Genomic DNA, 25,415 nt, shown 5'->3' on the forward strand with positions numbered 1-25,415 from the left:
CCAATTCTCTCCCCATTTAAGAATGATTTTGTAAAAAAGACACTGCATCAACCTGTTTTATACAGACTAATACAGTGCCTTCCATTACGTCGCTTTCCCTATTCAATTCACAATCACAACCATCTAGTTATAAATGGTATTTTAATTATTGCAGTCCATAAGCATTAATTAATGCAGCTAAACCACCTTGATAGCCAGAGCCAACAGCAGCAAATTTCCACTCGCCATTATGTCGGTAAAGCTCACAAAATACGACCGCTGTCTCTATGCTGAAATCTTCACCTAAATCATAACGAAGTACTTCTGAACCGGATTCTTCGTTCGTTAATCGAACATAAGCGTTTAGTACTTGTCCAAAGTTTTGACGGCGACCTTCCGCATCATAAATTGTCACGGTTACAACAATTTTTTCGATTTGAGGAGACACTTGTTTTAAATTAACAAGAATTTTTTCATCGTCTCCATCACCTACACCAGTACGGTTATCACCCATATGCTGAACAGATTTGTCTGGACTTGTTAAATTATTATAGAAAATAAAGTCTTGTTCATTACGGCATTTTCCCGATGCATCTAACAAAAATACAGATGCATCTAAGTCAAAGTCATTTCCTCCATCGAATTGTTTAACATCCCAACCTAAACCAATACCTACATTATTTAAGCCTGGGTCTTGCTTCATTAAATCAATGCGTTGTCCTTTACTTAACTGAATACCCATTTAGAAGAAACTCCCTTTCTCATATAAAGTTAAAAGTTAGTTTACACTTAAACCATAATCATTACAAAGTGCCGCTAAACCACCTTGGTATCCAGCACCAACTGCGTTGAATTTCCATTCACCATTGTGACGGTATAGTTCTCCGACAACAACTGCAGTTTCAATACTAAAGTCTTCACCTAAATCATAGCGCACGATTTCTTCATTCGTCGCAGCATTAATAATGCGGATAAATGCGTTCGATACCATACCAAAGTTTTGGCTACGTGCTTCTGCATCATGGATTGTAACGGTGAATGCTAGACGTTGCACATGGGCAGGTACTTCTTTTAACGAAACTTTAACGATTTCGTCATCCCCTTCACCAACCCCTGTTAAGTTATCGCCAGAGTGTTCAACAGAACCATTACCACCGATAGTATTGTTGTAGAAGACAAAATCATTTTGGTCTGCTACTTTCCCTGTATCAGCAAGTAAAAAAATAGAAGAGTCTAAATCGAAATCATGTCCGCCATCGTACTTATTCGTATCCCAGCCTAAACCTACAATAACATTTGATAATCCTGGATTTGTTTTTGTTAAATCAACTTTTTGACCTTTTTGTAATGAAATACCCATTTGTATTCCTCCTCAAATTTATTATTTATAATTATTGATATCTTCGAACTACATCACCAAGTTTTACATCATTTGTACCGTTACCAATAGCGGCAAATTTCCACTCGTTGCCGTGACGATAAATTTCACCACATACTAGTGTTGTTAAATTCGAATAATCATCACTTAAATTATAGCGAATTAATTCATTGCCTGTCTTGTCATCGTATACGCGAATATACGCATTTTGAATCATACCGAAATGTTGATTACGACCAGCTGCATCATAGATGTTTACAACAAATACTAATTTATTGTATTGTGCAGGCACAGCTCCTAACTCCACTGTAATGACCTCATCATCACCTGCACCATCACCTGTTAAATTATCGCCAGAATGCTTAACTGATCCGCATTTACTTGATAATTTCCCGAAGTAAACGACGTCATCTCCTGCCACTATACGATCATCTTGCAACATTAAAACTGAAGAATCACAGTCAACATCTCTACCTCCTGATCTACCACTAGAAAATAAGCCACCTAATAAGCCACCACTTTTTGTTTGGCCTACCGGATCCCATCCTAAGCCTACTTTAATTTTATTTAAACCAGCATTGCCTTTTGTTAAATCTACACGCTGTCCCTTTTGTAAATTAATCCCCATGTTAAAGCCCTCCTTAATCTGAATACTTGCTAAAAAATCGTGAATAGTATTTTAAATATGTTGATTAACAGGTTTTAGCAATTCCAATAATAGAAACGTTCAGTTACTGCTTTCTTGCGAAAGTCGAATAACTTTTCGATACATATCATCATCGTACGATTCATTTTCTTAATCAACTGTTCAATACACTGCTTTAAATTCTTCAATTTAAAGCTATTACGTCAAATAGTATGTATATCAACATACATTAAGTCTAAAATAATATTACATAAAATTCAAATAATGGCTCCACATGAAAGTAGATTTTTGTATTTCCCTTTTTTTGCTAAATAAAAACCTTCTAGCTTTTCAGTAGAAGGCTCTTTACCATATTAGCTTTTCATTTTCGGATCGAGCGCATCCCGCAGACCATCTCCCATTAAATTAAACCCTAATACCGTCAGCATTATAGCTAACCCTGGGAAAATCATCGTCCATGGTGCTTTAAGTAAGTAGATACGCGCATCGGCTAGCATTTTTCCCCATTCAGGTGCGGGTGCCTGTGCCCCTAATCCAAGGAAACCTAGAGCAGCCGCTTCAATAATTGCTGTCGCAATTGCAAGCGTCCCCTGCACAATAATCGGTGTCATCGAATTGGGTAAAATATGTGAGAATAAAATACGTGAATCACGCATCCCTATCGCTTTGGCAGCTACGATATATTCCTCTTCTTTTACACTCAATACTTTTGAGCGAATTAAGCGCCCAAAGTTTGGTACATTAATAATCGCAATGGCAATTAATGCATTTTGTAATGATGGTCCAAGTACAGCCACTACAGCAATTGCCAATAGAATACTAGGAAACGCCAACATAATATCAAAAATTCGAGAAATAATCGTATCAACCCATTTGCCATAATACCCTGCAAGAATTCCAAGTAAGCTCCCTACAATAACTGAAAGAATTACAGCAAAAAATCCAATTCTTAACGAAATACGGGCACCATGAATAATTCTGGAGAAAATATCTCGTCCAAAGTCATCTGTTCCAAACCAATGTACACTGGAAGGTGCCAATAATCGCTTAGATAAGTCCTGTTCATTGATTCCTTGTGGCGCAATGGAAGGGCCAAAGACAGCAAGAACAATAAAAAATATGACAATACCAGCACCAACAAGGGAGATTTTGCTTTTTCTAAAGCTGCGCCAGCCCTCTCTCCAAGGACCTGCCGCCCGTTCTTGACTCGCCATTGCTTCTTTTTTTATATCTATCGCACCAGTCATTATCGCATCTCCCTCCTATTTGTATTTAATGCGTGGATCTATCACAGTGTAAAGCAGATCAACAATTAAATTAATCATAATGAAAATAAAAGCAACTACTAAAATACCTGATTGGATTACTGGATAGTCTCGAAACCCGATTGCATCATAAATATAACGACCAATGCCAGGCCAACTGAAAATTGTTTCTGTTAAAATGGCGCCACCAAGTAGCAGCCCTGTTTGTAAACCAATAACTGTTAACACTGGAATAACAGCATTTTTTAATGCATGTTTATAAACGACAATAAACATTTTTTGTCCTTTTGCTCTAGCTGTTCGAACATAATCAGAGCGCATGACCTCAAGCATAGACGAACGGGTAATCCTTGCAATAATCGCCATAGGAATCGTGGCAAGCGCCACCCCTGGTAAGATTAACCGCTTTACCACTTCTGTAAATTGGTCAAATCTGCCTTGTATCAATGTATCTAGCAAATAAAAATGCGTAATCGCGGTTATCGGGTCTCGTACATCATTACGTCCAGATGTAGGCAACCAACCAAGCTGAATGCTAAATGCCCATTGTTCCATCAAACCTAACCAAAATACCGGAACAGATACACCAATTAACGCAACAACCATAGCAATATAATCAAACCATGAATTTTGGAACCAAGCTGAAATAATACCTGCATTGACACCAATAATGACTGCTATAATCATTGCAAATATCGCTAATTCCGCTGTTGCCGCTAAATAAGGAAAAATTTCTTGTGACACAGGTAACTTTGTACGTAATGACACGCCTAAATCGCCCTGAAAAATACCACCCAAATAGCCAAAATATTGTGTGTACCAAGGCTTATCTAATCCTAAACTTGCGTTTAATGCCTCAACCGCCTCTTTCGTCGCCTGCTGCCCTAAAATAACTTGTGCAGGATTACCAGGAATTAGACGAATGAGCATAAAGACGATAAAAGTCATTCCAAGCAAAACTGGGATTAATTGAAATAAACGTCTTCCCATATAGTGAAGCATTTTCTTCACCTCTCTGTAATTTTCTAATTATACTTTTGCTGCGAAAAGCATGAAGTCTATACACATACTGTAGAAAGGGACAGCTTTCAACAAACGATAGACGTTTAGATGGTTTGTCTGTCATACAGAAAAACGGGTTGCGACAAACATAGTCACAACCCGTTTTTACAACACTAGACAAAGTCCAAAGCTGTAAAAATCTTGTTACGTCACTATGAGTAGCGACAATTTTTATTTCTTAATTGTTTAATTCATATCTACTGCTTCTAAACGATCAGAACCAGTTGGATGTGCAAAGTAATTTGTCACTTTTGTACTTGCAGCTAAGATAGGAATAGAGTGTGCTAGTGGAACCCAAGGCGCATCTTCAGAAATAATTACCTGCGCTTGTTTGTAAAGCTCATTACGTTTGTCTTCATTCACTTCTGTTTGCGCAGCAACTAATAATTTGTGTAACTCAGGGTTGTCGTAGAATGTGTAGTTGTTTGAACCGATATTATCAGCGTCTAATAATGTGTAAATAAAGTTATCAGCATCGCCGTTATCACCTGTCCAACCAAGTAAGAACGCATCCGCTTCACCATTTTGAGCTTTTTCTAAATACGTAGCCCATTCGAATGAGACGATTTTAGATGGAATTCCGACATCAGCTAAATTCTTTTGAATCGCTTCTGCAATTTTTTGACCATCTGGCATATACGGACGTGGTACTGGCATTGCCCATAGCTCAATTTCTTTGCCATCATAACCTGCTTCTTTTAGCAACGCTTTTGCTTTTTCAGGGTCATAAGCATAGCCTGTAATATCATCATTATAGCCAGCAATAACTGGTGGCATTGGATTTTTCGCAGGCTCAGCTAGACCTTCATAGAACGCATCTACTAACGCTTGCTTATCAATAGCATAGTTTACAGCTTGACGAACTTTAACGTTATCGAAAGGTGGACGTGTTACTGTTAATCCAAGATAGCCTACGTTCATAGATGGACGCTCGATTAATTGTAAATCGCCATTTGTTTCAATCGACCCTTTATCTGATGGGCTTAAGCCATCTACTACATCTACCTCACCATTATTTAGCGCATTTAAGCGTGCTGAATTATCAGGGATCGAACGGAAAATTACTTTATCTAATTTTGGTAACCCTGCAATACGATAATCAGGATTTTTCTCAATTGTAATAGAATCATTACGTGTCCAATTTACAAATTTGAATGGACCTGTTCCAACTGGATTATCAATTAGTGCATCGTCATTCGCTTCAAATGCTTTTGGAGAAGCAATGGCAAATGGCACCATCGCTAAATTTTTCAAGAATGGTGCTTGTGGTTGTTTCAACTTAAAGACAACTGTATAATCGCCTTCTGGTGTAATGGATTCAATGATTTGCTCCCCGCCCATCGTAAATTGAGACATAAAGTATGGGAACTTATCTGCACCAGCTTTCCAGCGCTCAAAGTTTTTTGCAACCGCTTCTGCATTAAAATCTGAACCGTCGTGGAACTTTACACCTTCTTCAAGCTGGAATGTGTAAGTTAAGCCATCTACTGAAGCTTCCCATGATTTTGCTAAACCAGGCTTTAAAGTAACATCTTGTTCTCCAAAATTAATAAGTGTTTCATAGATATTCACTGTTACTTTAAAAGATTCACCTTCTGTTACTGTTGCAGGGTCAAGAGCTGTGGAGTCGCCACCACGACCATATACTAATGTTTTTTCACCGCTGCTAGCTGAATCGCCGCCAGTTGACGTATCTTTCGAACCTGTATCCTTGCCATCAGAGCCAGAATTACACGCAGCTAAGATTGTCGAGAGAACAAGGATTAGCATTACGCTTAAAGACCAAAGCTTCTTTTTCTTCATCTATTTTCCCCCTAAAACTTTTTTATATCATTCAATGTTGAATGGCATCATAAAGATGACAAGCAACATAATGACCCGGTTTCACTTCTTGCATGTTTGGTACAACGCTTGAGCATTGTGCTTTCTTAAACGGACATCTTGTATGGAATGCACAACCACTTGGCGGATTGGATGCACTCGGAATATCTCCAGCTATAATAAGCTGCTCACGTTCAAAAGTTGGGTCAGGCACAGGAACAGAAGATAATAATGCCTGCGTATATGGGTGGAGCGGCTCTGCATATAAATTTTCACTTGCGGTCAGCTCTACTAATTTACCTAAGTACATAACCCCAACACGATTACTAATATGGCGCACAACACCTAAGTCATGTGAGATAAAAATATAGGTAAGCTTTAGTTCCTTTTGCAAAGATTGCATTAGGTTTAAAACTTGAGCCTGAATTGATACATCTAACGCAGAAACAGGTTCGTCCGCAATAATTAAACGAGGGTTGGTCATCAGCGCTCGCGCAATGCCAATGCGTTGTCTCTGTCCTCCACTAAATTGATGAGGATAGCGTTTTACATGATATTCATTTAAGCCAACAATTTTAAGCAGCTCGATTACTTTGTGCTTGCGTTCTTTGGAATTACCCATTCCATGCACAATAAGTGGCTCCTCTAAAATCTTGCCAATCGAATGACGTGGGTTAAGTGAAGCATATGGATCTTGGAAAATCATTTGGATATCCCTTCGTGCTTTCCGCATTTCACTATTCGATAAGGAAGAAAGCATTTTGCCACCAAATTCAATGTTCCCTGCGGTCGGTTCGAGCAAGCGCATTAAAAGGCGACCTGTCGTTGACTTACCACATCCTGATTCGCCCACAATCCCTAATGTTTCCCCTTCAAATACTTCAAAGGATACATTGTCCACCGCTTTTACATCCCCAACTTGCGTATTCAAGAATCCTTTGCGGATTGGAAAATATTTTTTTAACCCTTCAACTTTCAACAGCACTTTCGACATATTGGTTCACCTCCTGTTCCTCCATTAAAAAGCACCTTGCTCTATGTTGCTCTGTCGCTTCAAATAAAGGTGGTGTTTGTTGTAGGCAACGTTCCATTGCAAATTCACAGCGTGCTGCAAAACGACAGCCATCTTTTATCGTGCCTGGCCTAGGTACACTTCCAGGTATTGAGTACAGGCTATCTTTTTTGTAACGCATATCTGGTACAGATTTAATGAGTCCTTGTGTATAAGGATGCTTAGGATTTTTAAACATTTCTTGAATAGGTGCTTCTTCAACAATTTGCCCTGCGTACATAACAATAACGCGTTCGCAAGTTTCTGCTACGACCCCTAAATCGTGCGTAATTAATAAGACAGCCGTATTCATACGCTTGTTCAAATCTTTCATCAGTTGCAAAATTTGTGCCTGAATCGTCACATCAAGGGCAGTCGTCGGCTCATCGGCAATTAGTACCTTCGGGTCACAGACCAATGCCATAGCAATCATCACTCGTTGGCGCATCCCACCTGATAGTTGATGAGGATAATCCTTTAGTAGTTCCTCTGCACGTGGTAATCCAACTAGTTTCATAATTTCTACCGCCCGCGCAAAAGCCTTCTTTTTCGACCACTTGGGATTATGGATTAAAATAGCTTCTTTTAATTGCTCGCCAATTGTAAATAAAGGATTTAAGGAAGTCATTGGCTCTTGAAAAATCATCGCTACATCCTTCCCACGCACTTTTTGCATTTGCTTATCCGTTAATTTCGCTAAATTTTTGCCATCTAACAGTACTTGTCCACCTGTAATATTTCCAGGTGGTGAAGGGATCAATCCCATAATGGATAAAGATGTCACACTTTTCCCACTACCCGATTCCCCAACAATCCCTAAAATTTCCCCTTCATGGACTGAAAAATCAATATCGTCAACGGCAGGAATCTGTCCATCATCTGTGAAAAACGTTGTTTGTAAACCTTTTACTTCTAACAGCTTTTTTCGCATGTTCAATCGCTCCGTCCTACCAATATTTTTAAAAAATACAATTTTATTGAATATTATATACTAACTATCTCTAAATTCTCTATTTTCAGATAATTCTAACCAAATATTTTCTCTCTTTCAATCATTATTATTCTGCAAATTACATATATTTTCTACATTTTTCTCCCCCTCCTCTAAAAACTTCTGCTAAATCGATAAATTTCCACAAAAAAAGACTTCCAAAGTATTAACAATGGAAGTCTCTTTTATGGTGTCAGGCACGCAAACAATTCGGAACTTAAACCCAAACTAAAGGGAAAATCATCGGCATCCGTATATCGTTTAATCCTTAATCTAAATGTTGTACTTGGAATAAATTATAGTAAGTGCCTTGCTTCTTCATTAGTTGTTCATGATTACCTTTTTCTATTAATTGTCCATGATCAATAACAAATATATTATCAGCATGTGTAATGGTTGAAAGTCGGTGCGCAATAATAATCGTTGTGCGATCATGCACAAGGGCATCTAATGATTCTTGAATAAGTGCTTCACTTTCCAAATCTAGCGCTGATGTCGCTTCATCTAAAATTAAAATCGGTGGGTTTTTTAAAAATACACGGGCAATAGCAACACGTTGCTTTTGGCCACCCGATAATTTTACGCCACGCTCTCCTACCTTAGTGTTATAACCATTTGGTAAGTTCATAATAAAGTCATGTGCATTAGCCGCTTTGGCAGCTGCCATTACTTCCTCATCTGACGCTCCTGGTTTCCCCATCAAAATATTTTCCTTAACTGAATCGCTAAACAAAATATTATCTTGAAGCACAATGCCAATTTGAGCGCGCAATGAATGGATTGTGACATCTTTAACATTATGTCCATCTACAAAAACCGCTCCATCTGTTGCATCATAAAAACGAGGGATTAAACTAATAATGGTAGATTTCCCACCGCCACTCATCCCAACAAACGCAACCGTCTCCCCTGGTTTTATGGTGAAGTTCATGTTTTTTAAAATTGACGAACCATCCACTTCATATTGAAAGGCTACATTTTCAAATCGCACTTCACCTGATGCTCGCGGTAATGTAAGGGCATTTTCCTTATTTTTCACTTCATAAGGCTCGTCTATTAGTTCAAACATACGATCCATCGAAGCGATAGATTGTGTTAACGTTGTAGATGAACTTACTAATCGACGAAGTGGTCCGTAGAGACGCTCAATATAAGCGATAAAAGCAACCATCGTTCCTAGTGATAATGGGCCATTTATCACTTGATAGCCAGCATAAGCAATAACAAGTAATGGTGCCACGTCCGTAATCGTATTGACTACCGCAAAGGACTTGGCATTCCATTTTGTATGATCAAGTGCTTTTTCAAAAAACTCGCCATTTGCTTCATTGAATAACTGTTGTTCATGTTTTTCTAGCGTAAAGCTTTTAATAATACTCATTCCAGCTACTCGCTCATGTAAATAACTTTGCACACCTGCAAGTGCCTGTGAACGGTTACGTGTTAAAGTTCGTAGTTTACCAAAGAAGAACTTTACACTAATTGCATAGAATGGGAATGCAATTAATGCGACAAGTGTCAGTTTGACATCCATTGCTAGCATAATACCTACCGCAATGACAATTGTTGCAAAATCAAGCCAAACATTCATTAAACCGGTCATAACAAAGTTTTTCGTTTGTTCCACATCATTAATAACACGTGAAATGACCTCGCCAGCTCTTGTATTTGCGTAATACTTCAGGCTTAGTCGCTGTAGATGCGCATAAATTTCTTTTCGGATATCAAAAAGTACCTTATTACTCACATGCTGTGCAAAGTATTGACGGTAGTATTCTATTGGTGGACGTATAACGAAAAATACAATAATTGTTCCACCTAGCCAATAAAACAATTCCTTCGTTTTTTCTGTATCCGTTAAATCCTCAGCACCAATAATATCATCAAGTACTATTTTTATAAGCAATGGAATAAATAACGGAATCGCAAATTTCACAATACCAATTAATACGGTTAAAAGTATTTCCCATGTATATGGTTTGACAAAACGCATATAACGCTTTACGCTACCCAATTATCATCACTTCCTTATTCGGAAACCACTTTTCAATGGCTTTCTACATTCAAAAAGAAACAGACATTCAATATTGAATGCCCTTACGTATTATAGCAATATTTAGCATGAAGTACAGTGAGTAAAACTTTTGCGCTAACTATTTTTCGCTTTCATCGCAATCTCTCTTTATAAAATACCCTTTACATGAAAAAAAACACCCATTAGTTAAACTAATAGGTGTTACTGACAATCATCTGCTTGCATATCGAGCTGAAACTTATAACGATTCGTCCAAGCATCGATAAAATCAGGTGCAAAAGGTCCTCTTTTTTGTTGTATCCAGCTAATTAATTTTTCGACATTGCGCTTTAAAATTTTATCGATTACATCTGGGTAAGACATTTCCTGTCGATGTTGTTCATATTCATCTTCATCTAAAAGGGTATACGACATATCCGGAAAAACCTTAATATCTAAATCGTAGTCAATATATTTAATGGCATTATTATCGAAAACAAATGGTGAGCTTAGATTACAATAATAATACACACCGTCCTCACGCAGCATGCAGATGATGTTGAACCAGTGCTCCGCATGGAAATAACAAATAGAAGGCTCTCTCGTTAGCCACGTACGACCATCGGATTCTGTCACAAGTGTTCGTTCATTCGCACCGATTATAATGTTTTTCGTCCCTTTTAAAACCATTGTTTCTTGCCAAACACGGTGGATGCGGCCGTTGTGCTTATAACTATGTATTTGTATCGTTTCTCCTTCTACCGGTATTGCCATTTTTGAAGCCCACCTTTTCGTCTATGCTACCTAAATCTAGCAGTCTCTAGTATATTATAGCAATCTGTACGCGAAAGGTGTAGTTGAAAACTACAAATTTCACTGTGTCATGTTATTTATGTACAAATTTTCGTAAATTAACAGCAAATTCCATAATAACAAAAACCTTTGGAATGTTTTATCTTTCTATATAAACGTTGTCATAAGGAATAGAAAAGGGCTGCCCTTTTCATCTTTTCGATTGTTAGACAGCCCCTTAGAAGGTAAATGCAATTATGCAGTTACAAAGTGAGAGATTACTCGCTCGCGTTTTGGTTATTCTTAGCGTATTTGCCTGAAGCTTGAGCTTTATTCTGCTCAGCTTTAGCATTTTGCTTTTGCACTTCGTTGAAGTCTGTTTCATAACCAAACTCTTCACTTTGGCGTTGCATGTTTTTATTTGCTTGTTGGTTGTTGTTTTGATTTTTCTTCATCAGTCATTCACCTCCACGCTAATTATTGTGTACAGAGGTGATTACTTTTATGCTCCTAATTTTTTTAATTTTCATTTCCACTATTTAATCGCTTGCCATATCTTCAGCATAGGTACAGGCATTGGTAATAATTCTATTTGCTCACGTGTCAGCCATTCACCCTTCTCACCTGTTTTACTCTTCATATAATAAGCATTCACATGCCAAGTTAAATGAGAGAAGATATGCTTAAATGTTAAAATTTGCTGGTGTGCTTGGACATTTAAATCATGATGGTGAGCAAATTTTATCAATGAATCATCTTCTTGTTCCACCATTGGAAACTGCCACATATTCGCGAGTAATCCTTCTTCCGGACGCTGCTCCATCAATATCCGTCCATCTTCATCCTCACAAACATAGACATCGTATGAGATATGCTTCATCTTTACTTTTTTAGATTTAATAGGCAGATTTTCGGGTTCACCCTCGTTAAAAGCTGTACAGTATTCTCGGACGGGACATAATAAACACTTTGGTGAAGTTGGGAAACAAATAAGTGCCCCAAGTTCCATTAAGCCTTGGTTAAAAGAAGATGCATTTTCAGGATCAATTAGTTCTGCAACAGCCGCTTCAAAAATTTTCTTTGTTTTTGGAAGTGCAATATCATCATGGATATTAAGGACACGACTTAAAACACGCATAACATTACCATCAACTGCATGCTCGGGCTTATTATAGGCAATACTTAATATAGCGCCTGCAGTATAGGGACCGATTCCTTTTAGTTTTGAAATTTCATGCCGATTATCAGGTACAATTCCCCCGTAACTTTCTAAAACCTCACGCACACCTGCTTGCAAATTCCGTGCTCGTGAGTAATAACCGAGGCCTTCCCAATGCTTTAATAAATATTCCTGTGGTGCCTCTGCTAATAATTCTAGCGTTGGAAAGCTTTCCATAAAGCGATTATAATAAGGAATTACTGTGTCAACTCGTGTTTGCTGTAGCATAACCTCTGAAACCCAAATTTTATAAGGGTCCTTTGTATGTCTCCATGGTAAATCTCGTTTTTCTTTTTCGAACCATTCGACTAAAGATTGTCGAAATTCTGTTACATATGGATAATTCACAGTGACCTCCCGTGTTTTTACGATTTAATTTATGATAAAAAGGGTATACAATTAAGAAAAGCTAATTCGCATAATATGACAAAAACGTATTTTTAATACGGTATGATTTACCGTATTATGTGAATGAATACTTAGCGATAGAAAGGTAAACTGTATAAAGCAATACCAATATTGAAATATACATGTATGCATTGTACGCCTTTTTCACGCATGCTAGGAGTGGATAATTTTGGATTCAGGTACACATTTCGTTATGGGCATAGCACTCGGAGGTCTCGCTTTAGCTGACCCAGTAGTTGCAAATCATTCAATGACCTTTACCGCCGTCATGGCTGGTACCATTATCGGCTCACAAGCACCTGATGTTGATACGGTCTTAAAGCTTCGCAATAATGCGATTTACATTCGACATCATCGCGGTATCACTCATTCAATTCCAGCTGTAGCCATCTGGCCAATTTTAATTACAATAGTGCTATCACTAATTATTCAAGACGCGAATGTGTTGCATTTATGGCTTTGGACATTTCTTGCAGTAGCCATTCACGTTTTCGTTGATATTTTTAATGCATATGGAACACAAGCCATTCGTCCATTCTCTAGAAAATGGGTTGCACTTGGTGTTATTAATACATTCGATCCGATAATATTCACTCTCCATTGCCTCGGTATATTACTATGGGCATTTGGAGCAAATCCAGTTTGGACATTTAGTGTCATGTATGGCATTATTATCGTCTATTATATTTTACGATTTGCTGTGCAAAAAGCGGTTAAAAGAGCTGTTCATAATACCATACAGGATGAAGATTATGTTATTGTAGCTCCTACAATGCGATTTTTTCACTGGCGCATCGCTGCAAAATCTAAAACGCATTACTATGTTGGTCGTGCTTATGGGCGAACAGTTAATATTTACGATAAATTTGAAATCAAACCATTACCGAAAACACCAACTGTTGAAGCTGCTATGAAAGATCCGAATCTCGATGCCTTTGTGTCATTCTCGCCATTATATCGATGGGAAATTTCAGAGCTTGAAAACGGCTTAACAGAAGTAAGGTTAATTGATCTTCGTTACCGTAGTGACAATCGCTATCCTTTCGTTGCAGTCGCTCATTTAAACGATGCCAATGAAATCATTACCTCTTACACTGGTTGGATTTTCACCGAAGATAAACTTCAGAAGAAATTACAAATTGGCGCTAGCAATTAAAGAGTCTACACAAAGCTAATAAAGCCGGGGTATCCTACTAAGGAACACCGGCTTTATTGCTTTTTTTAACCTATTCCGTTTTCGATTTATTGTACGATATCGTCACTTGTATCCAGTAAATGAGCGTATTTAGGATTGCGCCCTGCAAATAGATGGAGCTTATCACCATAGCTGCCGATTAATTGGCGCACTAACGTTTCAGTATAGTCAGCCCCTCGGTAATTGTAGCCCGCTTTGGCAGACGAAGATTCAAAATCACTCCAAAGAAGCTCCACCCAAACACGCGCACGACCTACAGACATTTCAGGGTTTTTTGCCAGTAATTCTGTTGTTAGTTTGTCAATTTTTTCTTGCATTTACTTGCCCACCTTTATTGGTGATAGTATAGAAACAGGTAAGGCTTCCTGATACTTATCGCCGCCAAGACGATGACCCCAAGCAAATCGCCCTTTTAAATAATCCACTTGGAAAAAGTTGTTGTCAGAGCCATCAATTCGGTACATTTCCCCTGGGACAATTGTATCTAAATCAACTAAATAAGCTGCTGCCATTAAAGCTTTACGTTCGTATACTGCAAATTCATTCAGTATGCCTAGTTGTTCCGCTTTGCGAGCCTTTTCTTTAAGCTTAGCTACTTCTTCACGTAATTCATGCTCTGTCATCGCAGCATAGTTTTTGTCATTCATTCTTCATTCTCCTTCTCTTCAATAAAACGATCTATAATTTCTACAGGAAATCCCTTTTGATAAAGCGCCTGCTTCGTTTTCATTTTTAATTCATAACCAGTATACTTCGTGGCATACTTTTTCCAAACTTTTTCGCCTTGCACATCAAGCAATGCCTGCCATCCATCTTCTGCTTGTTCGATTTCGATCTGTCCAAGTACTTCATCTACAATAGTGAATGAATACCCTTTTCGCATTAAAAAATCTTGAATTTTGGCCTTTACTTGCGATGGTGTTTTCTTTTTTTCAGAACGAATTACTTTTTCAGCAAGCTGTGTGGCTAGCTTAACTTGTTCCTCATGGCTAAATGTTTCCAGTACTTCATCTTGCAAACTTTTATCGATTCCCTTTTTCATAAGATCTTGTCGGATAGCCCGTGGACCTTTTTTCATGGTAGCTTTTTTTGTATTTAGCAATGCTTTTGAATAAGATTCATCATTTAAAAAGCCATATGATTTTAACTTTTGGATAGCTTCTAATATGACTGCTTCACCGAACTCTAGTGAGCTTAACTTTTTCTTCACCTCATGCTCACTTCGCATTTGATAAGATAAATAATTCAGCCCTTTATTAAATGCCTTACGAATTTCATCTTCATAGGCAATTTCCTGAATATCAAATTCTTCGAGTACCTTCCCTTTTGTCAGACCAAATTGGATGAGAATCGCCTCATCTACTGGGAAAGCGTATTCCTCGTTCAAATATATATTATAACGTTCTGGATTGTTTTTTTGACGTGCAATTTTTGTAATAACACGCATATGAAACCACTCCTTTGCCTAAACATTATAACATCTTTTTCTTTTTTTCTATCTTTGTGTATAGTTGAGTTACATCTATTTGGGAAAAGGAGGGGTTCTTATGAAAATCGTTATTGCGGGCGGTACTGGTTTTGTTGGGAAAGCGCTAACCAAACTGTTACAAGAGCAAGGCCATGAACTATTTGTCTTGTCACGCAGCAATTCTAAATACGAAAATGGCATTCATTATGTCCAATGGCTACAAGATGGCGCACGACCGGAAAAGGAATTAAATAATATTGATGCATTCGTCAATTTGGCTGGTGTGTCACTAAATGACGGCCGTTGGACAAAAAAACAGAAGAAGGCGATTTATACGAGTCGGATGGATGCTACACTAGAAATCGTTCGCATTATAGAGGAACTAGATAATACACCTGAAGTTCTTGTAAATGCCAGTGCAGTTGGCATTTATCCACCTTCCATAGCAACAACCTATAGTGAAAATTTTAATGATTACGCAACTGATTTTTTAGGATGGACCGTTCATGATTGGGAACGCCATGCTTTGCGAGCTGAAAAACTAGGCGTTCGTGTAGCACTCGCACGCTTTGGTGTTATTTTAGGTCGTGACAATGGCGCGCTGCCTTCCATGCTATTGCCTTATAAAATGCATATAGGCGGAACGATTGGTTCGGGTGAGCAATGGCTATCATGGGTCCATATCGAGGATGTGGCACGTGCCATTTATTTTGCGATTACAAATGCGTCTATCAGCGGACCATTTAATGTCACAGCTCCTTATGCTACACGCATGAAGGAGTTCGGACAAACTATCGCACAGGTAATGAAGCGCCGTCATTGGTTGCCAGTCCCGAGTTTTGCCATGCGTTTAGCTCTTGGCGAACAAAGTATGCTTGTCTTAGAAGGCCAGCATGTATTACCTACTGTTTTACAAGCGCACAACTTCGAATTTAAATTTCCACATTTAAAAGAAGCACTTGAAAATTTATTATAAAATCCAAGTGCAAAGTGAAACTTAAAGTAGGATAAATTTTAAAAAGTAACGCATCCTAAACGAAAAGGAAAGGATGCGTTTTTATGTGGAAACAACATATTGTAGGCGCGGTAATTGCTACATTTATTATTGCCGCAGCAATTAGCTTTAATCCATACTTTGCTTCTGGCTCAGATGAATATCATTGGGGCATTAAAAAAGCACAGAATGGCGAACCAGCACAAGCAGGAGCACAACTTGACAAGCTACTCGACCAATATGGCGCAATTTATAAAGGAAAACCCGATAAAAAAGTTGTTTACTTAACCTTCGATAATGGATACGAAAATGGCTTTACCGAAAGTATATTGGATACGTTAGAAAAAGAAAAAGCGCCAGCAACTTTCTTCTTAACGGGGCATTATTTAGAAAGTGCTAGTGACCTTGTTAAACGTATGGTGCAAGATGGTCATACTATCGGCAACCATTCCTATGGTCATCCCAATATGGCTAGGTTAACGAGAGATGGTATGCGTGCAGAATGGCGCAAATTCGATGGGAAATTACGTGAATTAACAGGCATTGATCGTACAACTTATGCCCGCCCACCAGAAGGAATTTTCAATGCGAAGTTGTTGGAAGTCGGCAATGCTGAAGGTTATCGTCATATTTTCTGGTCTGTCGCTTTTAAAGATTGGCTAAAGGATGAACGCCGTGGAGCAGATTATGCGTATAATGCGTTAATGGAGCAACTTCACCCTGGTGCTGTCATTTTAATGCATACAGTAGCGCAAGATAATGCAGAAGCACTTCCTTTATTTATTGCTGAAGCGAAAAAGCAGGGCTATACATTTTTATCGCTCGATGATTTAGTATTGGAGTATGAAGATTTCCCTGTCACTATGCAATCGTCCACTCCTTAGTTATAATGGGGAGATGACATCAGCACGTTATTTACTTACATGCTGAACAAAGTTAAAGGACGTGGATCGCTTGACGCAACAAACAACGATGGAAGTGGGACAAAAATTCCCATTAACGATAAAGAGACTTGGTATTAATGGCGAAGGAGTGGGCTTTTACAAACGCAACGTTGTCTTCGTAAAAGGCGCAATTCCAGGAGAAGAAATTACTGCTCAAGTTACAAAAACACAACAAAATTTCGCAGAGGCTGAAATCCTGGCGATTCGCAAAGCATCACCGCATCGTCAGGAAGCACCTTGCCCTGTTTACAATGAATGCGGCGGTTGTCAGCTTCAACATATGACATACGAAAAACAACTTCTTGAAAAACGTGATATCGTGATGCAAGCTTTAGAACGCTATGCTAAGCCATTAGCTGCATCAGTAGAAGTTCGCCATACACTGGGTATGGATAACCCATGGCATTATCGCAACAAAAGCCAGTTCCAAGTACGTAAAGAAGGTAAACGTGTTTATGCAGGTCTTTTTACTGAAGGCAGCAACAAGCTACTGAATATTAACGATTGTCTTGTACAACATCCAATCACATCGAAAATTACAGTGGCAACACGTAAAATCTTACAAAAACTAAATATTACGATTTACGATGGTCGTACGCTCGATGGTTTAGTACGTACGATTGTTGTCCGTACAGGGATTCGTACAGGTGAAACGCAAGTCGTGCTTGTAACGACACGCAAAGAAATTCCCCACCTTGCTGAGCTTATAACACGCATTAAAAAAATCGACCCAAGTATTGTGTCGATTGCACAAAATATTAATCGTGAAAAAACTTCTCTAATTTTCGGTGATGAAACGATTGTGCTGGACGGCAAGGAAACAATTCATGAGGAGCTTGGGGAATTAGCCTTCGACCTTTCTGCTCGTGCATTCTTCCAATTGAATCCAACACAAACCGTACATTTATACAATGAAATTAAAAAAGCAGCTGCATTAACAGGTAAAGAAACGGTTGTTGATGCTTACTGTGGTGTGGGAACAATTGGTTTATGGTTAGCTGATCAAGCGAAAGAAGTTCGCGGTATGGATGTTATTCCCGAGAGCATTCAAGATGCTCGAACAAACGCGCGCAAGCATGGTTTTAAACATACGAAATACGCGGTGGGCACTGCCGAAAGTGTCTTAGCGAAATGGCGAAAAGAGGGCTTTACGCCGGATGTCATTACAGTCGATCCGCCGCGCACAGGCCTTGCACCAGAATTTATTCGTACAGTTCTAAAACTAAAGCCAAAACGTTTTGTCTATACTTCTTGCAACCCATCCACACTAGCTAAAGATTTACAGGAATTATCAAAACTTTATGATATAGAATATATTCAGCCCGTTGACATGTTCGCACAAACTGCCCAAGTGGAGTGCATTTGCTCCTTGGTTCTTAAAGCAGAACATCGAAAATGATATACTTTTAAAATTTTGTTGATCTTGATTAGGCGTAGTCTACATTTTGTAGACTGCGCTTTTTTTACAGTTCTGCTTAAGCTGAGTACTGTCATGATTGTCGATTGATTTCATATGTTATAGTCTTGTAGAGCCCATGCAATTATAAGGAGGAAAAATGGATAACATTCAATACTTATCGCAATTTAATCTGCTTAATTCGCTCTCGATGGAAGATTTAATAGAAATGGAACAATTAACTTTAATAACGACTTTTCCAAAAAACACTTTTATTCAAACACCAGAAACTTTTTCGGAGGGGCTTTACTTTGTTAAAAAGGGGAAGTTGCGCCTGTATAAGGTAAATGCTCAAGGTAAGCAATTTACTTCGGATATACTCAACGAAGGTAATGTATTTGGGGAAATGGCTATTATATCATTTGGTACCCGAGAGAATTTTATTGAAACGATAGAGGAAAGCCATATATGTTTGATGGATAAGGAAAGATTTGAAAATTTTTTAATTCAGCGGCCTCAATTTATGATGACATTGTTAAAAGTACTTAGTAATCGAGTTATACTTATGAGTCAATTAACGCAAAATCTAGCTCTTGGGAAACTACATGACAAAGTTTTATATGCGCTTATTAAACTATCTGATCAGTTTGGACTTACGGGTGATAATGAGTATTACAAAATAGATTTTCCTATTTCGCATCAAGAAATCGCCAATTTAGTTGGTGCAACCAGAGAAGCTGTAACTGTGGTTTTACAAGAACTTGTTAAAGAAGAAGTCATTAAGACAGAATTTAAAACAATCTATATCCATCGGAAAGCTTTTGGAGAGAAACATCTCTTAGACTGAAAAATGCTGGAGCGTATCAAGTAGAAAAGAGATTTTCAAAATGAGTTGTAAACAACATTACATCTTCCTTCTAGAAAAAGATGTATCGTATAACTACATACAAAATATAATACGATACGGAGATGACATAATGGAAAACACATCATTTCAAAAATTGCAAAGAGATTTAGATATAGCAGCTACACATATGGAAAAGGTGCTCCCAAAGGAAGTGCTGGATGCATTCGAAAAATCGATTCAGGATTTACGTACTTCTGATTCCGGTAGGGGTTTAATAGCTGGAGTCAAAGCGCCTGACTTCACTTTAGTGGATTCTACAGGTCAAAAGATAACTTTATCTGAAGAACTTTTGAAAGGTCCTGTTGTTCTTATATTTTACCGCGGTACATGGTGTCCATTCTGTAACCTTGAGTTGAAAGCATACCAGCGCATGAATGATGACATTAAGGCAATTGGGGGCCAATTGATTGCAGTTAGCCCTCAAACTCCAAACTATTCTGCGTCTGTACAAGAAAAGAACGAATTAAATTTTCATGTTTTAAGCGACTTGCACAATAAAACAGCAGAAAAATATAATCTTAAATTTAAATTGCCTGAATATGTATATCCTATCTACAGATCGCTTGATATTTCACTCGAAACATTTAATGGTGATCATTCTTGGGAACTTCCAGTACCAGCTACTTATGTAATTGATAAAGCAGGCATTATCCGTTTTGCTAGCGCCGAAGCAGACTATAAAAAACGCATGGAACCTAGTGAGGTGATGCATATTCTCCAGTCACTTTAGCAACATCCTCGAATTAAAAAGCGAACACGTTTCAAAAAATTATGATGAGATCTTTCGCGGGTATTTCACTTCATTCCGCGGGTATTCACTCTAATTTCGCGGATATTTCGCTTCACTTCGCGGGTATTCACTCTGCTTTCGCGGGTATTTCACTTCACTCCGCGGGTATTCACTCTGCTTTCGCGGGTATTTCACTTCACTCCGCGGGTATTCACTCTAATTCCGCGGATATTTCGCTCCATTCCGCGGGTATTCACTCTAATTTCGCGAATATTTCGCTCCATTCCGCGGGTATCACTATTTATCAAATGGATTCCCCCCATCACCGTGGGAATCCCATTTAATTCCTTATATATCTATCAACTATCTCATTGCTTTTATAATAGCTTATCTGTATAATATGTTGTTGGGTGCCAAACCTACGTGGCATGGACGGAACATCCGTGTCACACCGAAAAACGCCATTACAGCACGGATTTGCTGGGCGTTTTTTGTTTTATGAGCGGGAGATGAGCCCCGCTCTTTTATTTTGCATATAAAAGCGACCATGACGTTAAACCGTCACTGGTCGCTTATTTTTATGCTTCCCGAATATCATTAAAACGATTGCCACAGTTAGTAAGAGCAACGCCACAAGTAAAAGGAAGCTATAATTTTTTACAAACTCTAAATAAACCCCGCCTAAAAACGGTCCTGTTAAACTACCGATGCTTAAGGCAATTCCACAAAGTAAGTTGCCAGTCGGTAACAGTTCTTTCGGCGTTAAATCCGCCATGTATGTAATTCCAAGAGAAAACATCGAACCAACCAATGTACCTGCAAAGAAAAATACGATTGCTACCGCTAATGGTGAATGCTCTAAAAAACTGGCCACACTAAAAAGGATAGCTCCTCCAAATGCTCCAGTCATCAAGATATTTCGCCGTCCAATTTTATCGCCCAATGCGCCAAGAGGAACTTGCGTTAAAATACCTCCAAAGGTAAAGACCGATAAAATAATGGGAATCATATCCACATCAAAACCTTTACGCAAGGCGTATACTGGAAATAAAGCATTTAACGACGATTCTAAAAAACCGTAAACAAAAGGGCCTAAAAATGCAATCCACCCAAATACAATAGCCACCTTATAGCGATTCCATCCTCTTGCATTCATATCACCAGTTAGACGCTCTGGCTTCTCGTTGCGTAATAAAAATACAAATGACCATGCAAATAAGCACATAATCGACGACACAATAAACGGCAATGGTTCAGCAATTTGTATAAGCTTTACCATCAATGGCCCTACCGCAAAACCTGTGCTAAAAGACAACCCATAAATAGCCATGCCTTTCCCTAAACTTTTATGATCAGCTGTGCTTGTAATCCATGTTTGAGTTGCATAATGTAGCGCATGATCGCCTACACCGATCAGCAAACGCAACACGAACCAAAATGTAACACTTTTCCATAAAGGAAATACAAGGAGTGAGACAAATACAAGTGCACCACCTATTAAAATAATTGGTTTGTAGCCCCATCTTCGTAAAGGTTGTTCGATAAACGGTGAGATTAATAAAGTTCCTATGTATAGACCTGTCGCATTTAAACCATTTAATGCAGAGGATACACCGTCACGTTCAAAAATAATAGAAATAAGTGGCAGTAGCATTCCTTGTGAAAACCCTGATATAGATACAATTAACACTAGGATTGCAAACCTTTTTTTGCTGTAATCTGAGAAGTAAGTCATTTTTTCCTCCAACATCAAGTCATCTTCCACATAACAGCATACCAAAAAGCCTTAGCGCTCACCACATGTGATTTTACGCTAAGGCTTAACTAACACTTATCTCCATTCAATTGTATAAACACGAATTTCGGCTTTTTATTTGCCGATTACTTGTTTAAACTCCCTCCTTTTCGAGTTAGAGTTCACCGTTTAGTACCATCAGCTCCTTTACTATTTCTTAAAACAACTTTAACATACAACATCAATATTGTAAATATTCTGTCTATTAATTTTTCAAAATAATCTCTAAGTCCTAGGTGTTTACCTAGGCATTGAAATTTAGTCCTAAATCAGCTACTATGTAAGGGACGAAATGAGGTGTATGTATGTCAAAGCCAATCACTGATAAAGAGCAACAAGTAACTTACTTAAAAGAACGTCTTGAAATGTTTTTAGAAGTATTAGATGCCATCGACCCAGAAACGACTGAATTACAGGATATTGATCGTCTAATTGAAATGATGGATGATTTAGAAGAGAAAATGGAGCAATTCAACGCTCGTGAACAATAATGACACGCAAAAGCAAGCGAGCAAATAATTTGCCCGCTTGCTTTTTAATGACAATCCCAATTATAAACAACTTGACTAAAATCTTTATTTTTAAGTTCTTCTTCTGTAATAAAGAAATTGCCAACACCGCAATCTCCCCACAATATATGATCTCCTTCACTATCTATTTGCAATAACAACGTTGTAGAATCGTTATAATCGCCATAAGCTCTAGGATCATCCTGTGTAAAGAATGGATATCCCCCCATTTTATGCCCTGCTCCAGATAATACATCATACAATACATCTGCTAATTCTTCGTCTTCTTCAATAGCCGCTAAGAGACTTGCGTACTTTTCATCGCTTCGAAAATCACCCATTGATAAAGGTTCAAATTTTGCTTTAAAGCTTAATGCCAGTTCTTTCTCTACAGGAAAATACATTTCTTCATCCTCATTTTCGATAAATGAGAAGTCTTGCACAAGTTGCGATTCATCATCAATGATTGTATCGTGGAAAATAACGCGAAAACCCGCTTGATTTTTCCCATTATCGAAATCCATCCCTAAGACATCATCATAACCGTCAATGTAAAATTGCAATATCCCCTGCTCTGGGAAATGAGGCACGTGCTTAGGAACATCCGCAAAATTAATTTGTGCTAAAAGCTTTAATGGTTGTTGTTCCTCGTTTTTAGGATATTCCATAGTCAGTGGAAAATATGGATTCCCTGCTAATTTACTTGCAAATAAAGTCGTTTCCTTTTCATGCGCTTCCATTACAACAACAGGACTCATGGTTTCTTCTATTATATTTCGATATGATTCAACTTCCTTTGGTAACTTTAACGAAATTGTTTCTGACATGAAATATCCTCCTTGAATTAAAGTTAATTCCATTATAGAACAAACGTTCCTGATAAGCAATTACTCTCTTTGAACATTTAATGGCAAATTACGAAACATTAGAATTCTATAAAGTTATTCGCTAATTCCTACCACAATTACATGCACTCTTTTTTTCATTAGTGGAAAAGAGTATAATGGTTCGTGGAAATAATTAAATTTTCTATGGGGGGCAATACCAAAATGAATCTTCAAACTTTGGAGAAAAGTCTATACGATTTAATTACAGAAACGTCAACAAACTTACCAAAAGATGTACGTCGTGCCATTAAAAAAGCGAAAGAAGCTGAAAATGCAGGCACTCGTGCAGCAATGAGTTTAGAAACAATCTCTAATAATATTATTATGGCAGAAGACAATGTATCACCAATCTGTCAAGATACTGGTCTACCAACATTTAAAATCTACACTCCTGTAGGTGTAAACCAATTAGAGATTAAAGAAGCAATCAAAAAAGCAATTATCGATACAACAGCCGATGCAAAATTACGTCCAAATGCTGTTGATTCTTTAACTGGTGCAAACAGTGGCAACAACCTTGGTGATGGACTACCAGTTATGAAATTCGAGCAATGGGAAAAAGACTATATTACGATTAAATTAATTCTTAAAGGTGGCGGCTGTGAAAATAAAAACATCCAATACAGCTTACCATGTGAGTTAGAAGGTCTTGGTCGTGCTGGTCGTGACTTAGACGGTATCCGTAAATGTATTCTACACTCTGTTTACCAAGCACAAGGTCAAGGCTGTTCTGCAGGCTTCATCGGCGTAGGTATCGGTGGCGACCGCTCTTCTGGCTATGATTTAGCAAAAGAGCAATTATTCCGTCATGTGGAAGATACGAATGCAAATCCTGATCTTGCAAAATTAGAAGAATATGTTGTAAAAACTGCCAACACTTTCGGTATTGGTACAATGGGCTTCGGTGGTGAAGCAACTTTACTTGGTTGTAAAATTGGCGTTATGCACCGTATTCCTGCATCATTCTACGTATCAGTAGCCTATAACTGCTGGGCATACCGTCGTATGGCAGTTGATATTAATCCAGAAACTGGTGAAATCATTAACTGGCACTATCAAGAAGGCGAAAAAATTACATTTAAAGATGAAGTTGCTGCAACAGCAGAAGAGACTTCTACAAATGTTGTAGAACTAACTGCACCGATCACAGAAGAACAAATTCGTTCACTTAAAGTAGGTGACGTTGTGTCTATTACTGGTCGTATGTACACTGGTCGCGATGCAATTCACCATCACTTAATGAGTCACGATGCACCAGTTGATCTGAACGGACAAGTAATTTATCACTGTGGTCCTGTAATGGCTAAAGATGAAGAAGGTAACTGGACAGTGAAAGCTGCTGGTCCAACTACTTCTATTCGTGAGGAGCCATACCAAGGAGATATCATGAAAAAATTTGGTATCCGTGCTGTAATTGGTAAAGGCGGTATGGGTCCAAAAACACTTGCCGCTTTAGGTGAACACGGTGGGGTTTACTTAAATGCAATCGGTGGTGCCGCTCAATACTACGCAGACTGCATTAAAGGTGTAGATGGTGTAGACTTAATGGAATTCGGTATTCCAGAAGCTATGTGGCATTTAAACGTTGAAGGGTTCACAGCCGTTGTAACAATGGACTCTCACGGTAACTCGCTTCACGCTGATGTAGATAAATCTTCTCTAGAGAAACTTGCGCTACATGCAGAAAGAGTCTTCTAAGCTAATAGCACATTTTTAACGAAAAGATTTACCTGTAACGAACACAAAATATAGAGGCACAGAATATTCCTAGTGAATATACTGTGTCTTTTTTTGCGCTAGATAAACCCCTATTTTTTCTTGAACAAGCTCACTATTTTATCAGTATATTGATTTGTAACTCCCCTAAACCAAATATTTCAAAGTACTTTTTATTCTAATTTAAATTTATTCCTTTCTTTTTCCAAACAGCTTTGTTATAATAATTCTAAATTAAGAAGGACTTG

25 protein-coding genes are annotated in these 25,415 nt (G+C 38.2%); 8 read left to right on the plus strand and 17 right to left on the minus strand.

Annotated features, from left to right (window positions below; translation table 11 throughout):
- Positions 1-145 precede the first annotated feature (145 nt).
- The 12 genes from MHH88_RS19015 to mutY all read right to left on the minus strand — a co-directional run bounded on the left by MHH88_RS19015 (position 146) and on the right by mutY (position 12,566).
- Positions 146-721 (minus strand): TerD family protein, encoded by a 576-nt coding sequence (locus tag MHH88_RS19015; protein WP_025220601.1) that lies wholly within the window; start codon positions 719-721, stop codon positions 146-148.
- A 36-nt stretch (positions 722-757) separates the two neighbouring features.
- Entirely contained in the window at positions 758-1,339 is a 582-nt protein-coding gene (locus MHH88_RS19020; RefSeq protein WP_069509451.1) for a TerD family protein, read from the minus strand.
- Between the two features lie 31 nt (positions 1,340-1,370).
- Entirely contained in the window at positions 1,371-1,985 is a 615-nt protein-coding gene (locus MHH88_RS19025; protein ID WP_069509454.1) for a TerD family protein, read from the minus strand.
- Positions 1,986-2,356: 371 nt separating this feature from the next.
- A complete protein-coding gene (gene nikC, locus MHH88_RS19030; RefSeq protein ID WP_339260024.1) occupies positions 2,357-3,250 on the minus strand; it encodes a nickel transporter permease in 894 nt (297 codons plus the stop codon).
- A 15-nt stretch (positions 3,251-3,265) separates the two neighbouring features.
- Entirely contained in the window at positions 3,266-4,270 is a 1,005-nt protein-coding gene (locus MHH88_RS19035) for an ABC transporter permease (RefSeq protein WP_069509459.1), read from the minus strand.
- Between the two features lie 246 nt (positions 4,271-4,516).
- Positions 4,517-6,133: an ABC transporter substrate-binding protein gene (locus tag MHH88_RS19040; RefSeq protein WP_339260027.1), complete on the minus strand. Its 1,617-nt coding sequence runs from the start codon at positions 6,131-6,133 to the stop codon at positions 4,517-4,519.
- A 31-nt stretch (positions 6,134-6,164) separates the two neighbouring features.
- On the minus strand, positions 6,165-7,145 hold the full coding sequence (locus MHH88_RS19045; protein ID WP_339260028.1) for a dipeptide ABC transporter ATP-binding protein: 981 nt from the start codon (positions 7,143-7,145) through the stop codon (positions 6,165-6,167).
- Complete coding sequence (locus tag MHH88_RS19050; protein ID WP_339260030.1) at positions 7,120-8,133, minus strand: ABC transporter ATP-binding protein; 1,014 nt, start codon at positions 8,131-8,133, stop codon at positions 7,120-7,122. The genes MHH88_RS19045 and MHH88_RS19050 overlap by 26 nt, the downstream gene beginning before the upstream one ends.
- 328 nt (positions 8,134-8,461) lie before the next feature.
- Positions 8,462-10,207, minus strand: a complete 1,746-nt coding sequence (locus tag MHH88_RS19055; RefSeq protein WP_339260032.1) for an ABC transporter ATP-binding protein — start codon at positions 10,205-10,207, stop codon at positions 8,462-8,464.
- Between the two features lie 222 nt (positions 10,208-10,429).
- A complete protein-coding gene (locus MHH88_RS19060; protein WP_024364550.1) occupies positions 10,430-10,981 on the minus strand; it encodes a DUF402 domain-containing protein in 552 nt (183 codons plus the stop codon).
- A gap of 296 nt (positions 10,982-11,277) precedes the next feature.
- Positions 11,278-11,454, minus strand: a complete 177-nt coding sequence (locus MHH88_RS19065; protein ID WP_080653394.1) for a gamma-type small acid-soluble spore protein — start codon at positions 11,452-11,454, stop codon at positions 11,278-11,280.
- Between the two features lie 80 nt (positions 11,455-11,534).
- Entirely contained in the window at positions 11,535-12,566 is a 1,032-nt protein-coding gene (mutY, locus tag MHH88_RS19070; RefSeq protein WP_339260034.1) for an A/G-specific adenine glycosylase, read from the minus strand.
- Between the two features lie 229 nt (positions 12,567-12,795).
- On the opposite strand from mutY, the gene MHH88_RS19075 reads away from it, so the two are divergent.
- Entirely contained in the window at positions 12,796-13,782 is a 987-nt protein-coding gene (locus MHH88_RS19075; RefSeq protein WP_103977947.1) for a metal-dependent hydrolase, read from the plus strand.
- A gap of 86 nt (positions 13,783-13,868) precedes the next feature.
- Here the strand turns inward: MHH88_RS19075 and MHH88_RS19080 are convergent, their stop codons facing one another.
- From MHH88_RS19080 to recX, 3 genes are read right to left on the minus strand one after another with little or no spacing between them, the layout of a single operon-like run.
- A complete protein-coding gene (locus MHH88_RS19080) occupies positions 13,869-14,138 on the minus strand; it encodes a YfhJ family protein (RefSeq protein WP_025220610.1) in 270 nt (89 codons plus the stop codon).
- Positions 14,139-14,468 carry a YfhH family protein gene (locus MHH88_RS19085; protein WP_024364546.1) on the minus strand — a complete coding sequence of 110 codons (330 nt, stop codon included), beginning with the start codon at positions 14,466-14,468 and terminating at the stop codon, positions 14,139-14,141.
- Complete coding sequence (recX, locus tag MHH88_RS19090; protein ID WP_339260037.1) at positions 14,465-15,268, minus strand: recombination regulator RecX; 804 nt, start codon at positions 15,266-15,268, stop codon at positions 14,465-14,467. The genes MHH88_RS19085 and recX overlap by 4 nt, the downstream gene beginning before the upstream one ends.
- Positions 15,269-15,368: 100 nt before the next feature.
- Between recX and MHH88_RS19095 the strand changes: the two genes are divergently transcribed.
- The 5 genes from MHH88_RS19095 (at position 15,369) to MHH88_RS19115 (ending at position 20,260) form a co-directional block, all read left to right on the plus strand.
- A complete protein-coding gene (locus MHH88_RS19095) occupies positions 15,369-16,265 on the plus strand; it encodes a TIGR01777 family oxidoreductase (RefSeq protein WP_339260038.1) in 897 nt (298 codons plus the stop codon).
- Between the two features lie 83 nt (positions 16,266-16,348).
- Positions 16,349-17,167, plus strand: a complete 819-nt coding sequence (locus tag MHH88_RS19100) for a polysaccharide deacetylase family protein (RefSeq protein WP_029747431.1) — start codon at positions 16,349-16,351, stop codon at positions 17,165-17,167.
- A gap of 70 nt (positions 17,168-17,237) precedes the next feature.
- A complete protein-coding gene (gene rlmD, locus MHH88_RS19105) occupies positions 17,238-18,626 on the plus strand; it encodes a 23S rRNA (uracil(1939)-C(5))-methyltransferase RlmD (protein ID WP_339260041.1) in 1,389 nt (462 codons plus the stop codon).
- A gap of 157 nt (positions 18,627-18,783) precedes the next feature.
- Complete coding sequence (locus MHH88_RS19110; RefSeq protein ID WP_339260043.1) at positions 18,784-19,470, plus strand: Crp/Fnr family transcriptional regulator; 687 nt, start codon at positions 18,784-18,786, stop codon at positions 19,468-19,470.
- Positions 19,471-19,600: 130 nt separating this feature from the next.
- A complete protein-coding gene (locus MHH88_RS19115; protein WP_339260045.1) occupies positions 19,601-20,260 on the plus strand; it encodes a peroxiredoxin-like family protein in 660 nt (219 codons plus the stop codon).
- A 553-nt stretch (positions 20,261-20,813) separates the two neighbouring features.
- On the opposite strand, the gene MHH88_RS19120 is transcribed toward MHH88_RS19115, so the two are convergent.
- Complete coding sequence (locus MHH88_RS19120) at positions 20,814-21,995, minus strand: MFS transporter (protein ID WP_339260047.1); 1,182 nt, start codon at positions 21,993-21,995, stop codon at positions 20,814-20,816.
- Between the two features lie 365 nt (positions 21,996-22,360).
- Here MHH88_RS19120 and MHH88_RS19125 point away from each other — a divergent pair, with 365 nt between their 5' ends.
- On the plus strand, positions 22,361-22,546 hold the full coding sequence (locus MHH88_RS19125; protein ID WP_069509488.1) for an SE1561 family protein: 186 nt from the start codon (positions 22,361-22,363) through the stop codon (positions 22,544-22,546).
- 44 nt (positions 22,547-22,590) lie between these two features.
- Here MHH88_RS19125 and MHH88_RS19130 read toward each other — a convergent pair whose 3' ends face one another.
- On the minus strand, positions 22,591-23,391 hold the full coding sequence (locus MHH88_RS19130; RefSeq protein WP_339260049.1) for a YwqG family protein: 801 nt from the start codon (positions 23,389-23,391) through the stop codon (positions 22,591-22,593).
- A 222-nt stretch (positions 23,392-23,613) separates the two neighbouring features.
- Here MHH88_RS19130 and MHH88_RS19135 point away from each other — a divergent pair, with 222 nt between their 5' ends.
- The gene (locus MHH88_RS19135) at positions 23,614-25,149 is read left to right on the plus strand and encodes a fumarate hydratase (protein ID WP_339260051.1); all 1,536 of its coding nucleotides are present in this window, start codon (positions 23,614-23,616) and stop codon (positions 25,147-25,149) included.
- Positions 25,150-25,415 lie beyond the last annotated feature (266 nt).

Origin of the sequence: Lysinibacillus sp. FSL K6-3209, assembly GCF_037976175.1 — a bacterium.
GTDB lineage: Bacteria > Bacillota > Bacilli > Bacillales_A > Planococcaceae > Lysinibacillus > Lysinibacillus sphaericus_D.